Here is a 15,190-nt window from a genome sequence, read left to right as displayed (position 1 = left end):
GCACAAACCTCAAGCTGATCGCCGCCCCATGGATGGCCGCCCCACGGATGGCCGCCCCACGGATGGCCGCCCCACAGCACACTCCACGCGTTCCTGTCTGATACCTCTTGATCGCACCCGAAGGGCATAAAGGTAAAGCGTTACGATGGTTTGGTAATTCCTGTCCGCTGCCGATAGTAATGGCAATACTTTCGGCCAGTTATTGATCATGCACAACTTCCTGAGATATCCACTTTGCAGTATCCCTTCTGGTGCCATTGACCCCAGTTCTGCCCATCATGCCTCAGTGCCATTGCCATCTTCTCAGACCACTGATGCCAAATTTGCCACTCGCCAGGCTGAAGTCATGCCGGATGTGTCGTCAAAAGTCAGCTATCCGGAGGTAACGAATTATGACCAGGCGCGAACCGCTATCGACGGTAAAGCGCTTTGTGACAGGGAAATCCAACCAGCCACAGGTGAGTCGCTTCCCTCCATTAAGGGCGGTCAGCTGGATAAAGCTGACCAGAAAGAACTGAAGAAAACACAAAACCAACTGCTCAAACAGGCCGATGAACTGCTTAAGAAAAGCAATGAAAAGAAGGCGGTAACGGCCTCTCTGAGTGGGTTGAAACAGTCGTTAGTGGAATTGAAAAAAGCTCAGAACAATAGCCCGGAGGAGGCTCTCAAAGCACTTAAAAATACCCAGTTCCCCCCCGCCCTGAAGGTCAAAATAACGCTGAAAAGTAGAGAAGAGTTCAGCCTGATTCCTCCCGGGGATAAGTTAAAAGATCAGCCCAATCTGGGCAAGCTAATGGAGAAAGCCGTAGCGATTCTTGAAAAGCATCACAATGAACACTTCGCGTCATTCGATCAGGCCACCACTGACCGGGAAATCACCGACCTGAAACAGCATGTCTCGGACATTGATCAACAAATCGGGGAAGAAGCCACGGGTCTTAATGACTTCGCCAGGCTTGAGAACAGACATTGCCTGCTTACCATCAATGTTCGTAGAAGTTCTGTCAACGCCACACACATTGATCGTGGTCCGATAGCCCAACGACCGACAACGGGTAGTCCTATGGCAGGGCCAGGGCATACCGGCACAACTGGGCAGCCTCCTCAAGCCGGTCCTCGGGTGGAGCAGGACAATGACAGGCCTGCAATACCTGAAGTAACAAGACAGGATCTGACAGATTCGAACCCGGCTGATCAGGATATGTCCATCAATTCCACGAATAACGGGGATAATACAGACTCCCTGTATGAACCCGGCGTAGACGCGACTTTCGATAATCCTGCTATGAGAGGAGACGCTTCGCTGATCCCCGGTATAGTGCAGAACCCTTCTGAACAAACAGACTCTACAACAACTACAAGTTCACAGCCCGATGATCCACGTCACACTGGTAATACCGGGGATGATTACAGTGAGCTTGATGGCGTCGCTGATCTGTTTGCCGAGCCAGAGCTTTCCGGCGACAGTGCAGGATTATCAGTTGGGGACGATTACAGCGAGCTTGATGGCGTTGCGAAGTTGTTTGCCGAGCCAGGGCTTTCCGGCGACAGTGCAGGATTATCAGTTGGGGACGATTACAGCAAGCTTGATGGCGTTGCGAAGCTGTTTACTGAGCCAGAGCTTTCCGGCGACAGTGCAGAATTAGACGACAATCAATCGACAAATATCAGTGTAAGAGAAAGGTCAGGAGATAAAGTACCAATCGACAGTGTTAACACCACCGAAGGTACCGGTCAAAGTGATGTTGGTGCTGCATTGACCCAGACAGAGGAGGAATTGGCAAGATCTGGCGATGAAATATCCATCCACAGTACTATACCCAACGGTGAAACCGATCAAAGTGAAACCGGGTCGCTCCGGGAAGCAGTGAAATCAACTGGGGAAACACCACTTGAGGAAGATTTCAGTGAGCTTGATGGTGTCGCTGATCTGTTTGCCGAGCCAGAGCTTACTGGCGACAGTGCAGATTTAGAGGACAATCAGGGGATCGATGTCAGTGTAAGGGGAAGATCTGGAGATAACGCGTCAATCAACAGTGTTACATCAACCGATGATGCTGATCAAAGTGATGTTGGTACTGAGTCGGTTCAGACAGAAACGGCATTGGAAATATCTGGAGATAAAGCATCCATCGACCGTACTATACCCAACGGTGAAACCGATCAAAGTGAAACCGGGTCGCTCCGGGAAGCAGTGAAATCAACTGGGGAAACACCACTTGAGGAGGATTTCAGTGAGCTTGATGGTGTCGCTGATCTGTTTGCCGAGCCAGAGCTTACTGGCGACAGTGCAGATTTAGACGACAATCAGGAGATCGATGTCAGTGTAAGGGGAAGATCTAGAGATAACGCGTCAATCGACAGTGTTACATCAACCGATGATGCTGATCAAAGTGATGTTGGTACTGAGTCGGTTCAGACAGAAACGGCATTGGAAATATCTGGAGATAAAGCATCCATCGACCGTACTATACCCAACGGTGAAACCGATCAAAGTGAAACCGGGTCGCTCCGGGAAGCAGTGAAATCAACTGGGGAAACACCACTTGAGGAGGATTTCAGTGAGCTTGATGGTGTCGCTGATCTGTTTGCCGAGCCAGAGCTTACTGGCGACAGTGCAGCTTTAGACGACAATCAGGAGATCGATGTCAGTGTAAGGGGAAGATCTGGAGATAACGCGTCAATCGACAGTGTTACATCAACCGATGATGCTGATCAAAGTGATGTTGATACTGAGTCGGTCCAGACAGAAACGGCATTGGAATTATCTGGAGATAAAGCATCCATCGACCGCACTATACCCAACGGTGAAACCGATCAAAGTGAAACCGGGTCGCTCCGGGAAGCAGTGAAATCAACTGGGGAAACACCACTTGAGGAGAATTTCAGTGAGCTTGATGGCGTCGCTGATCTGTTTGCCGAGCCAGAGCTTACTGGCGACAGTGCAGCTTTAGACGACAATCAGGGGATCGATGTCAGTGTAAGTGGAAGATCTGGAGATAACTCGTCAATCGACAGTGTTACATCAACCGATGATGCCGATCAAAGTGATGTTGGTACTGAGTCATTTGTTGAGTTAAAGACTCAGGAGAACCCGGAGCTGATCTCTGCCCTGGCCACCGGTGAGGATAAACCTTCTCTGGTCAATGTTGCTGGAATTGATGACGCTGAACCGTCTGAAATGGCTTTGCAGCAATCAGATAATAGCGGGGGAGATCAGGACAGTATTCCAGAAGGAACTGTATTTCATGCTGATAATCCGGGCCATCTGGAAGGCTCGGTATCAAACGATCCTGATAACTTCTCTGAAGGCGAAGAGGGTCGGGTTACCACACAGACGCTCAGGCCAGAGCCAGATGTTCCTGTGGATGTAACGGAAGAGTCAGTCCCGATGGACAGGGCTGAAGAAGTCCGTCAAGCAATGGCTAATACCAGTGAGCGCGCAGAGCTTCGGATGAAAAAAGAGTTGCAGCCCGGCTCAACTTCCGAAAGTACAACGCCTTCTCCTGCGACACCAACAAACCGTAGCCCTGCCATTAACAAGAACAAGGATCATTCCGGGTCTTCCGAACTTAACCAGTCTCAGGTTGCTCAAGCCACAGCAGGTACAACTCACTCTTCATTTGCCTCGAAGTCAACGTCTGAAATAATAAACAAGCCTATTGATGTGAGTGGTGTAACGTCAATTGTTGCTGCTCAGATAAACGCCACCAGGAAGGCCAAATCAATAGACTCAATACCAAAAGAGGAGAGAGCCATTGATCAAAAAAAGCTGGGTGTTTCGAGTGTCTATAACGAAGCAAATGTCATTAAGAATGCTTTTGACAAGCTGCAGAAGAATGCAAGTAATCTGAAAGTTTCAAAAGATATCGCCAGGATAGGCAGAAAATACATTTCCAACGAAGCTCAGGATAGTAAACCTTTTCTGTCCGGTCCTGACCGGGGGCAGTCAGAAGCGCTGCGTTTTCTTGGTTTGACAAGCAATGCCTCAGAGCGAGATATTCGTCTGGCCCTGTTTGACAAGGCCAGTGAATCGGCTGAATCAGGCAACAGGAAGCATGACAGTACTATGAAAACACTGAGCAAACACCATAAGGCACTGTTTAACAAGTGATGGCGTAGAAAAATAGCACTTATGAGGCAGTCTTTATGCCTCGTTCCCAGGCAGAGCAGGGGAACGAGGGGGGGCAGAGATTGTTCACATCAAACCCATTGAAATGAAGTGCTCAGTCTTCTCCGGGGGTTGGCGTTGGAGCCGGAGCTGCTTCGGGCTGTGGAGCCGGGGTGGGAACCTTGCTTTGGATGGTGGCCTCATGAAACGGGAATTCCTCGCCATTTGCCAGTCGACTAATAGTGATCCCCTTATCCACATGGGAATAATATCGGGATTCAAACTGAACTTCCGAAGCTCTGACCGGAAGTTTATTCTTCTGCTTTCTTTCATTAATTTCTTTCTGGATAGCCTTCAGCGTTTCAAGCAGATCATTCAGCCTTGCTTCCGCTTGTGCAAGCCCCTGGTCTGCGTTAAGTTCCTGGGCCTGATTTTTCATGGCACCAAGCGCATGGACGTAGCAATTGTAGATCTCTATAGGTGCTTTTTGTTCGAGACCAGCACCTACCGGAATCAGTGAGATGGCTTGATGGTCGGGCGGTGGGAAGGTGATGGTAACGGTCAGATCCTTTGGCGCGCCGGGGGGCAACTCAATATTCTTTAAGGCAGTAATCATCTCTAGCGAATTTTTATACCAGCCAACACTACCAGGGCCATTGAGGCCCTTGGCGCAGGCGGCAAAGATTTCAAGAGTATCCCGAGCCTTGAGGGCAATGTTCATTTCGCCAAAGGCTGTATAGGCCTTTTGGGCTTCTTGCAGTTGGTTTTTACCCCGATTGATCAGTTCCCCATTGTCCAGGGCCTGCAACGCTTTAGCCATTCTCCCGGGATCTTCAGTCTTGGGAGGCTGAGTTACGGTGGGGGACCCATTGACGGAAATGTCAGGGTTCACACTCTTTACGTTATCAGGTAAGCCCTGTGGTTGAGCCGAAGGTGGTGGTTTAGGTGTGCGTTTCGGCTGAGCAAAATGCGACTGGGGTGGTGGTGCTAATTTGGCACCGTGTCCGTTAAACGCACGAGGTGCATCGAATCGGGTTGGCCGCGAACCAGTGCCGAAGCTCTGTGCGGGAAAGGCTGGTGGAGCAATCTGAGCAGTCATTGCAATTACCTCCTTGTGCTGGATTAAGTAATCAGTGTCATATTCCTTTGGACAGGATAAGCCTGATTTAGTTCCGATCAGGCTTTGAGAGGGAGCGCTTAGAGACGATTGGTTAATGAAGACTACAAACGCCGAACCTTGAATTTTCTGCCCTTAATATCCTTTCTTTCCTGTTTCCAGCTTTTTCAGTGCAGATCGGGCATTTTCCCGTTTGACCGCAACATAGGCGGTAAAGTCAAAAATATTGATCTTGCCGACTTGGTCTGCGGGAATCCCGGCATCGCCGGTCAGCGCTCCGAGGATGTCGCCAGGACGGACTTTATGCTTTCGGCCACCATCAATGGCCAGGGTAACCATGGGGGCTGGTGCTGGCTGTTGGTTTCCGGTGAGTGTTTTCGGGTCACCAAAGACCAGGGGAGCCTTGAGGTAATCGCTGATATTATCCAGCTTGTACTGTTCCCGTTGGGTATGCAGGCTGAGTGCCAGGCCTTTTTTTCCGGCCCGTCCGGTGCGGCCAACCCGGTGAACATGCACTTCAGGGTCCCGGCTCAGATCGTAATTGATCACCGCTGCAAGGTTTTCTAAATCCAATCCCCGGGCGGCAACGTCGGTGGCAATCAACAGATTTGAGCTTTGATTGGCGAAGCGAACCAACATCTGGTCACGTTCTTTCTGTTCCATATCCCCATGCAGTACCACCGGTTTGTAGCCCGCCTCATAGAGCTCAGTGCCTACCTCTTTGCAGACTTGCCTGGTGTTACAGAAAATGACGCTGGACTCTGGTTGGTAGTGTTTGAGCAGCTTGACCAGCATGGCGGGCTTATCAGCATTTTCAGCGTGATAGAAGCGCTGCTCGATATGCTCATGGCTATGGGTACTCTCAACAGTCACTTCAACAGGCAGATGTTGAAAGCGTTCGCTTAATTCCCGGATACCTTTTGGGTAAGTGGCTGAAAAGAGGAGGGTCTGTCTCTGTTCTGGTAAATGACCAATGATATTTTCGATGGCATCAATAAAGCCCATATCCAGCATACGGTCTGCTTCATCAAGAACCAGCGTGTTGACTCGATCGATTGATAAGGTCTTTTTCCGCAAGTGGTCCTGAATCCTCCCGGGGGTGCCAACAACCACATGGGCACCATGCTCCAGTGAGCCGATCTGTGGACCAATAGGCTGGCCACCAAAAAGCGTAACGACCTTGATATTTTGTTGATACCGAGCCAGTCGCCGGATTTCCAGGGCAACCTGAGTTGCCAGCTCTCTGGTAGGACAGAGAACCAGTGCCTGGCAGCCAAAATCCTTCTGCTTCAGTTTGAGAATCAGGCCAATGGCAAAAGCAGCTGTTTTGCCGCTGCCGGTTTTTGCTTTGGCAATAACATCTTTGCCTTCCAGAAGTACTGGCAAGCCGTGCTGTTGAATAGCGGTCATTTCCTTATAACCCAGACTGTTCAGGTTACTGATGAGGGACTCAGGTAAAGAGAGATCACTAAAGCGGGAAAGCGCTGATGCGCACAGAGTGGGTGAAGTCAAATCAAGCTCTTGGCATGTGCCATGGTACAAAAAGGGTAATTGATTATAACAGAGTCTACCTTTAATGACGGCGAATCATTACAGCAACTTATCAGGAGCTTTGTGGTTTGTTGGGGTCGAAAGGCTCAATCTACGGTGCTATTAACCGATTTACTGTTGAATTGCTTATAAATTTTATTGAATGCAATGGAGCGAATCATGAATTCAGGTTCTTCGGGGTTGTCACCAGGGCCTGCACGACAGGAAAGTCAGCAGGAAAGTCCACAGGAGGGGAAGCCGCTCTTCTGGCTCACAGGACTTCTGATTGGCATTGCACTACAACTATTCACATTACTGATTGAACCCCCGGACGGGATGAATGAGATGGCCTGGCGCTGTGCCGGGCTTGCCATGATGATGGCCGTGTTCTGGTCGGTAGAAATTCTCCCGACTGCCATTACGGCACTGCTACCCCTTATTTTGTCTCCCATGCTTGGTTTGGCAAGCATCGATAAAGCGGCTACTCCTTATGCACACCCGGTAATATTCCTGTTTATGGGTGGTTTTGTTCTTGGCCTTGCGATGGAGCGCTGGAACCTGCACAGCCGTATAGCGCTCAGAATCATGATAATTATGGGTACAGGAGAAAAGCGACTGGTACTGGGTTTTATGATGGCTACCGCCCTGATCAGTATGTGGGTTTCCAATACAGCAACCACGATCATGATGCTGCCGATCGGTTTATCCGTTATTGCCATGATGCGTCACCAGGGGAAGATGAGTCGGGGCTTTCCGGTCGCTTTGTTACTTTCCATTGCTTATGGGGCTTCGATCGGCGGCTTTGGTACCCTTATCGGTACCCCTCCTAATGCATTACTGGTTGCTTTTCTCCAGGAACAATACGGTATAGAGATTGGTTTTGCCCATTGGCTGATCATTGGCCTGCCAGCGTCCATCATTTTGCTGGCAATTACCGGCATTTGGCTGGGCTATTTTGGCTACCGTCTGGGTGGGGAAGAAAACCATGAGGTGAGGGAATCTATTAAGGCGCAGCAAAAAAAGAATGGTGCCATGAGTGGTGCAGAAAAAGCAGTAACGGCCATCTTCCTGCTCACCGCTCTGGCCTGGATCGTGCGGCCCTGGCTGGGCAATGTGATTCCGGCAATGGAACTCTCAGATACCATGATTGCCCTGGTTGCCACTGTTTTATTGTTTATCCTGCCAACCCGATGGAAAAAGCTTGAGTTTCTGATGAGCTGGAAAGAAATGCACCGTCTTCCCTGGGATGTGCTGTTGTTGTTTGGGGGAGGGTTGAGTCTGGCTGCGATGATTCGACGGACAGGGCTGGCAGAGTGGATCGCCGGATCATTAAATATCCTCGGAGACATTCCTGTATTGATGGCTATTGCCCTGGTGGTAACCATTATTATTTTTTTGACCGAGGTCACCAGTAACACCGCTACAACGGCGGCCTTCCTCCCTCCTTTAGGTGCACTGGCCATTTCGTTGGGAATGGACCCCGCCATTCTTGCCATCCCTGCCGCTATTGCTGCAAGCTGCGCCTTTATGTTGCCAGTCGCTACACCACCCAATGCTATAGTCTATGGCTCCGGGATGCTGCCTATCCGTCATATGGTGCGCAGTGGTATGGTTTTGAATCTTGCGGGTATCGTCATTATTACGCTGTTATGCCATTGGCTGGCGGAATTTATTATTTAGTTTCCTCTTGATAAACCCGCAGACCTCTGGCCTGGTAGTTTTTCAGTGCAAATGGGTGATCCAGCGAACAGGTATGCACCCAGACTCGCTTTGCCCCCCAGTTCCAGGCTTCCTGAATGGCGGTACTTAACAGGGTCCCACCCAGACCTTTGCCAATGAATGGCTGGGCAAGGCCAAAGTAGACAATCTCAATATCACCATTTACTTTTTGCAATTCAAAATAACCGGCCGGGCTGCCTCTGTAGTAGCCTACCCAGAGACGAAGATTATTATTTTCGGCGTAGTCACGCCATTGATCTTCAGACCAGACCAGCTTGTCAGTCCATTGCCACGGCTGGCCAATGTAGCTGTAGAGGAAACGGTTGAATTGAAATTGCTTTACCTGACACTCCTGAATGACCAAATCCGGGTCGGTGACAGGTTTATGGATCAATTCATCCTGAGAGGTCATTTCCAGAGACCAGATGGTAACGGCTTCTTTTTCCATAATGCTGCTTTATTTCCGGAATGTTGATGTTACATGATATCACTCGCGAAAGCTGAGGATACCACATTCATGTTGTTCATGGATTTAATTACTCGATCCGGTATAAGAAAGTTATCCATAAAGACCTGTCTGTGGTCTTTGTGGATATTTTTTTAGAGTATTTTCAATCTACAGGAAAATTCATCTCCTGATCGGTTGTTTATAATAGATAAAACGAATAAATAACAGGAAGGAAAGAATGAGATTATTTTATGGAGAAATAATTGGGCTCTTCTCCCTAATATTCATATTAACGCTGGATTTCCCTGCTTTGGCAGAAGAAGGTAGCTGGTCCAGCAACTATAAAAACCCCGACTATTTTACAGCTAATAATAATACCCCTGATATTTCTGACCAGAACCACACAATCATTACGCCTGATGACAAGTCATTAAAAGGTTTTATTTTTGAAGTCAATAATCATCATCCTGATATCGATATAGACTTTATCAAAATCCCATACAGCCAGTATTTTTCCCGTTTTGGTATTCAGACAAAAGATGTTCTGTCTTCACATGACACCCATATATTCTATTTATTGAAAACGGAGAATGATCCTCTGTTTTATAGCAATTTCAGCAGGGTCATTTCCTGGTATTTACTAAATAGAAGGGATAGCTCAGTGGTTGTCAGACCGATCATCGATGATGAAGGGCTGATGCCACAAAGAGTGCTGGTTATGGATCGATCTCAGGTGATGGTGGGCGATACGGGGGCTGAATTCAGGGATCCGGAAGAGGTGATTATTGATGGTTATCACATCCATATGGATTATCTTGCAGGACAGGAGCAACAGGCAAAATTACTGTTTGACCGTTTCCGGGAATATATTGCCGGGGAAAGGTTGATTTATTCCGATCTGGACTGGTATCCGGCTCGCTCCAATGGCCCACATGTACGAGCCGGTTGGGAAATAAAATTTGAGCGGGCGGGTAGCCAGCTTATGTATGATTATGGCAAAGCCATGATCTGGCTGGTGTTGAATCATGGTGATATTCCCATCTACTCCCACAGCAAAAACTGGGTGTTTGGCGAAAATGAAAATCGGTTGATCTCCCACCTTGATCATGCCTGGTACAGTGGTTTTCGTCCAAATCTCAATCAGCGGTTTTTTTATGATCCCGGAAATAAGAAAAGTGGCCTTTATCGATGGGATCAACAGCTACCAGGCTCAAGATTTTTATCAGCAGCAGCGATCCAGTCGAAACAGCAAGAGATCCTTGACTTCTGGTTTGCCGATGGCATGGAAACGAAATGGTTCAAAAAACAGAGCGCAAACTCAGACCTTCTGGATCAGGAAATAGAAGAACGATTCATGAAAGATCTGGTCCTGCTGGCTAATGGGTTTTACGATAACTGGTTGACCAGCCCAAAAGGACAACTGGCTTATATCATTTTGGCTGACCAGTTTCCGCGAAGTATTTATCGCGGCACTCCGATGATTTTAGCCTACGATAACCTGTCCCTGCGTGTTGCCAGAACCGCCATACAGTCAGGAGAGGACCGGCAATTAAACTACTATGAACGGCTGTTTCTGTACTTGCCGCTGGTACACAGCGAGTCAGTGGATGATCAGACCCTGGCGCTGTCCCTGTTTCAGAAATTGACTGAAGAAGTTCCTGATGATTTGAAACCGAAATTTGAAGTTCATTACAAACAGGCATTGAAACATAAAGCAGTCATTGATCAATTTTCACGATTTATTCACAGGGATAGAATTTTCGGAAAATCATCAACCGAAGAAGAAATTGAATTTATCAGGAAAATTGATGCAGAGTTTTAACCAATACTGATAATAGCCGGTTTCCCGGAACCGGCAACGGGATTAATAAGGCTTCTCTATTGAGTTAATGGTTGATCACCTGCTGACAGCACTTATCCAATAAGTCAGAGTTAAAAACAACTTTTAATATGTCACGTATTTCATCAGGGTGGACCGATAGATCAAAAAACAACCAATTGGATAACAATTCAGAATTTTCTTTACTCATGTTTCTTACTAATTGATACAGGTCAAAGTCAGATAAATTATCAATTAAACTGCACCAGTCAGGTGCAACAAAGAGATTAGAGTAGTCTAACTCAAACCTGCTGCGATCAAAACGATATTGGAAATGGAATGGATCCCCACTTTTCAGTAATCCAAATGCAATGCGTATTTCAGCCCAGTCCTCTTCGCCATCACGATAGGAATATATTGTTTGTACTTCTGGTTCAGTGCCTGGCTTCAATGAATGCATCTTCATATTTGGCAACGGGGCACCTCGAATTTCAGTATAAGCATCGAAATTCATTAAATTATTATAATTAATGCCGTTTTCGTCCTTTACTTCCTTGGGTGTCAGTAAAAGCTTCAGTGAATTCTTATCATTTTTCGATTCAGATGATGCAGTTAAAGTACAAACTGATTTTAATAAGCGGATAATATCATCAATTGATTTTATAGAATTTTCAGCCTTGGAAATATTCTCATCTGATTTAATATCTGGAAGTTCACCCTCGTTATTGATAATAGATGAACTGTCGTACACCTTATGCACCCGCTCTGTTACAGGGATAGGGGATATTGTGTAGGTGTTAAAGTTGAATTGCTGATGATTATTAACTTCAACATATTCATCACAGGAATCACTGGGCCTGTTGAAAATAATGGATGGCTCTCTTGTTTCAGTATTCCAGCTGGCTGTTATAGCTTCAGAGCCGTCATTCAGTGGTCTTTTAAGATATTTATCTGTATTTTTATCGTCAACTGAACCTGAGTTAAAATAATTGTTATAATTTTCTGGCACATAGGAGTTAGATATATTCAAAATAATTGTCCTCTAAGCTAATTATTATTTAAATTGCTTTTAATTAGACAACATTTTTAGGAAGAAAGTTTAAATTCATTAAGGCTCTTTTCGGGTTACAGACTGCTCTGCAATGAAAATTGGCCAAAGGCCTTGATATACAATGCCTTCAGGAAACTGCTGGCTAAATATTGCCAAGCCCTGCCACAGGAGGATTCCAGCCTGATTTATGAAATCAGCAGTCTGCAATACGAAAAGAGCCTTCATTAATAATGAATCAAACGTTGACCATGTACAAAAAAAACCTCAAGTGATTGCCTGGCAGGGTATTCAGACCATTTTCAAACTGAACACCCCTTTGCATCAAAGGTTGACAGGGACCGATTCCCGCTTCACGGGAACCGGCATTGGAATTAATGAGACTGCTCCAACTGCTTGGCATAGACGACGGCGTTATAACCGACCGTCGCCACAACATTACCTGCAACAAAGAACAGGATAACCAATGCTGCGTTAAGAATGCTGAAACTTGCCAGCAGTTGAGTTAAACGACCAAAACCCTCTATAAAGAACAGGTAAATACCAAATACATAGGGAATATAGCTGGGAATGCCCGCTAACGCTTTGCGTGCTCCTTTACTAAGACCGGTGAGAACAACCATAGAGAACAGTGATCCCACCAGTAACAGCATCCAGCTGGCTTCCATGCCTTTTATGGCCTGCTGTAAGATGGCAATGGTCAGCGTTATCGCAAGAATAATATCGGCTTTGAGGGCCAGGACGGTGAACAGGTCTTTTTCACTTTTTCCGATGATGATCTGAGCTAACTGAATCATGGTGTATCCCCCGATCAGGCTATGGCCATGGCTCAGTTATACCACCAGTCAAGTTTGGTAAAATTGATGTAAGACAGTATTTTTACTTATTTTGCTTCACTGAGTTTCTGTATATTGCTGTTTGTACAACAGACAGGCGCATTTCCAGTTCACATTCCAGCTGACCCAGTTGCTCAAGCTGCTCTTTTTGTCGGGCATTGACATGCCAGTAGTGAGGCGTCATGACCAGCAGATCCATAATGACCTGAGCGTTTTCCAGTAGCATCCGTTGATGGATGGTCTGGCTTTCCAGCAGCGCAGGATTTTCCGGTAGATCCTGTAAGCGCTTATCTTCCGGGCAAGAAACTGGGGGTTGACCCGTTTTATCATTTCAACAGACGCTATTGCTCAAGCTGATAATACCGTTTGGGTTTCGGGATGCCATTTTTCATGGTCGGTCCGCTTAATGACTTCAGAAACTCCACCACGGCATAAATCTCGTCATTGTCCAGAATGGCACTAAACCAGTCATGCCCCTGATTGGATCGCCCCATTCCGGATGTGTTGTACCATCTTCTGAATTCCCGGGCTTCCTCACTTAGAGGGTTGGCCTTGGCAGCGGTTTTCCAGCGGGCATAGCTTTCCGAAGAGATATCTTTTTCCTGGTAAAGGAGGCCCACTTTTTTCAGGTCGTAGGCAAAGGGGTCTGTATTGGTACGACTCCAGACAGCAGGTCGCTCATCGGCTTTCAGGACATGGTATAGTGTGGGTACAGAGCCATTGTGAAAATAGGGTGCTGAAGCCCATACACCGTCCAATGGCGGTGCTAGGTAGCCTACTTTGTCAGGCAAAAAGGCTTCGGGCAGCAGTTCCGGGTCATCAAAAAATCGGGCTAACAAGCGACCCTTTTTGTTCAGGGGAGTGAAGGATAGCAGCAACCTGGCGTATTCAGGGTCAGTTCCGACATTTTTCAATCTACGGTCCGGATCAAAATCATCGTAGTAAACGGTGTAACCCCCGGGAGTATCAAAATCGGTTTCTTTCTGGTAACGGCCGTGGCAGGAAAAGCAATCCAGCCTGTGACCGGATCTGGACGTTGTTTCACTATGAAATAACTGTTTACCCAGTTTGACTTTTTCTGCATCAAGCTTGCCAGGGTAGGCCGGGGATGTTGTGTTGTCTGCATAGACCAGAATCTTGGAAATATCGGCAACATGTTGAGGATGGTACTCGTTCACCCCGGGAAACTGCTTGGTAAAGTTGAAGGAGAAGTGTGGGACAATATATTCGATCGGGTCTGCATAGCGATAGTTGGTTGACTTGTATTTTCTTATCCACCATGGATTGGAAATAACGGTGGGCAGCTCCGGCACCTGAAAAAAGTAATCGAGAGGGGATGTTTCATCAGGGCGCAGGGTCAGTAAGCCGCTGTTTGCAGGGTCTTTCAGTCTGGCAATCTTTTTCCAGACGATGTATGGCCCCATGTTATCACCACGAACCAGGGCCCTGGATAAAATCGGTTGTGATTCCGCTTTCACATCATCAAACAGGTAGGCTAATTCAAGGAGCTTGTTATTGAACCGGGCCCTGGCAATGGCGTTGAATGAAACCAACTGTAATAAGCTAAGGTGCCTTTCCAGTAATGTGGCAAAACTGATCAGGAAAGTCAGCTCAGCAGCATAGCCTGATTGGTCGATATGGGCATTGGGTTGACCGGCACTGACAATACCGGCACTCACGCCACTGTGGCAGAAAAAACAGTTACTGTTTTTATAAAACCCCTCATTTCTTTTGATAATACTGGTGGTTAAGTCGGGTTTTGCCAATGGCTGGCCTTCATCATTGTACATCGGATTGTACATCGGCGGGCGGTTTGCCGGGGATGGCAGCCTGCCGTAGAGTTGGAATCGTTTCACATCGGAGTTAAACGGGTGGAAGGGTTTTCGCTGTTGCCACGTTGCAGAGAAAATAGAGTCCGATATCCCGGTGGATAAAGATGTGATTCTATCGTTTAACTGTTTAGCTGACTCAATAGCTGCTACTGATTCCACAGGAAAAGCCAAGCGAAAACCTTTGCCAGTAAAAATATTTTCCAGACCTTTTTGCCGCATGGCCATCCGCACAGGATCATCATCGACGATATCAAAGCCATGATATTCCAGCCCGATATAATTTCCCTCTGCGGTGACACCTTGATAGGGTGGAGGTGCGGCATGGGAGAGCACAGACCAAATTGTTACAGACAGCAATATGGAAAGTATTATTACAGGGATAAACGCTTTTTCGACAACTGCAGCCATCATTAATCAGTACAACAAGACTTCATTATGTTTAACATGCTTGCCCATCATTGACGTTTGGTTCTCCATCGAAAGCTATTTTAGCAGGTCTGCTGTATTGATAGTGAAAATCTGCCCGATGGCATGGTGCAGCGTTCATACCCTCAATAGTTTTTCAAGATAGTTGTCCCAAAAACCAAATTTCAATTCCTGGTTCCAGTCTTTCAGCTCACGAATGATCTTGGCCGGAGTACCAGCTTTCCTGGTTTAATCCTCGAAATTATCAAAAAAGTAACATTTATTGTAAATGTGAAATCTCGTTTCACTGAACAATTGACAAGAG

At 47.0% G+C, this 15,190-nt stretch carries 11 protein-coding genes; 3 read left to right on the top strand and 8 right to left on the bottom strand.

From position 1 onward, the window contains the following. Positions 1-9: 9 nt before the first annotated feature. Entirely contained in the window at positions 10-210 is a 201-nt protein-coding gene (locus MJO57_RS02420) for a hypothetical protein (RefSeq protein ID WP_252022658.1), read from the bottom strand. Between MJO57_RS02420 and MJO57_RS02415 the strand changes: the two genes are divergently transcribed. Next, a complete protein-coding gene (locus MJO57_RS02415; RefSeq protein WP_252022656.1) occupies positions 209-4,114 on the top strand; it encodes a hypothetical protein in 3,906 nt (1,301 codons plus the stop codon). The genes MJO57_RS02420 and MJO57_RS02415 overlap by 2 nt on opposite strands. A 112-nt stretch (positions 4,115-4,226) precedes the next feature. Here MJO57_RS02415 and MJO57_RS02410 read toward each other — a convergent pair whose 3' ends face one another. Then, positions 4,227-5,210 carry a hypothetical protein gene (locus MJO57_RS02410; RefSeq protein ID WP_252022654.1) on the bottom strand — a complete coding sequence of 328 codons (984 nt, stop codon included), beginning with the start codon at positions 5,208-5,210 and terminating at the stop codon, positions 4,227-4,229. 153 nt (positions 5,211-5,363) lie between these two features. Further along, entirely contained in the window at positions 5,364-6,740 is a 1,377-nt protein-coding gene (dbpA, locus tag MJO57_RS02405) for an ATP-dependent RNA helicase DbpA (RefSeq protein ID WP_371924754.1), read from the bottom strand. A gap of 198 nt (positions 6,741-6,938) precedes the next feature. Between dbpA and MJO57_RS02400 the strand changes: the two genes are divergently transcribed. Beyond that, positions 6,939-8,438: a DASS family sodium-coupled anion symporter gene (locus MJO57_RS02400; protein ID WP_252022652.1), complete on the top strand. Its 1,500-nt coding sequence runs from the start codon at positions 6,939-6,941 to the stop codon at positions 8,436-8,438. Here MJO57_RS02400 and MJO57_RS02395 read toward each other — a convergent pair. Beyond that, positions 8,431-8,925 (bottom strand): GNAT family N-acetyltransferase, encoded by a 495-nt coding sequence (locus tag MJO57_RS02395; RefSeq protein ID WP_252022649.1) that lies wholly within the window; start codon positions 8,923-8,925, stop codon positions 8,431-8,433. The genes MJO57_RS02400 and MJO57_RS02395 overlap by 8 nt on opposite strands. 238 nt (positions 8,926-9,163) lie before the next feature. Here MJO57_RS02395 and MJO57_RS02390 point away from each other — a divergent pair, with 238 nt between their 5' ends. Beyond that, entirely contained in the window at positions 9,164-10,747 is a 1,584-nt protein-coding gene (locus MJO57_RS02390; protein WP_252022648.1) for a DOPA 4,5-dioxygenase family protein, read from the top strand. A gap of 64 nt (positions 10,748-10,811) precedes the next feature. Here MJO57_RS02390 and MJO57_RS02385 read toward each other — a convergent pair whose 3' ends face one another. From MJO57_RS02385 to MJO57_RS02370, 4 genes are all read right to left on the bottom strand, one after another. Beyond that, a complete protein-coding gene (locus tag MJO57_RS02385) occupies positions 10,812-11,774 on the bottom strand; it encodes a hypothetical protein (protein ID WP_252022645.1) in 963 nt (320 codons plus the stop codon). 392 nt (positions 11,775-12,166) lie between these two features. Then, a complete protein-coding gene (locus MJO57_RS02380) occupies positions 12,167-12,589 on the bottom strand; it encodes a hypothetical protein (protein WP_252022643.1) in 423 nt (140 codons plus the stop codon). An 82-nt stretch (positions 12,590-12,671) separates the two neighbouring features. Further along, a complete protein-coding gene (locus tag MJO57_RS02375; protein ID WP_252022641.1) occupies positions 12,672-12,854 on the bottom strand; it encodes a hypothetical protein in 183 nt (60 codons plus the stop codon). Positions 12,855-12,969: 115 nt separating this feature from the next. Continuing rightward, positions 12,970-14,484, bottom strand: coding sequence for a hypothetical protein (locus MJO57_RS02370; protein WP_252022639.1), 1,515 nt, complete (start codon positions 14,482-14,484; stop codon positions 12,970-12,972). Positions 14,485-15,190 lie beyond the last annotated feature (706 nt).

It is taken from the genome of Endozoicomonas sp. SCSIO W0465 (assembly GCF_023716865.1).
Classification (GTDB): domain Bacteria; phylum Pseudomonadota; class Gammaproteobacteria; order Pseudomonadales; family Endozoicomonadaceae; genus Endozoicomonas.
The sequence above is the reverse complement of the archived record's forward strand: the minus strand, read 5'-3'. Positions and strand labels throughout refer to the sequence as shown.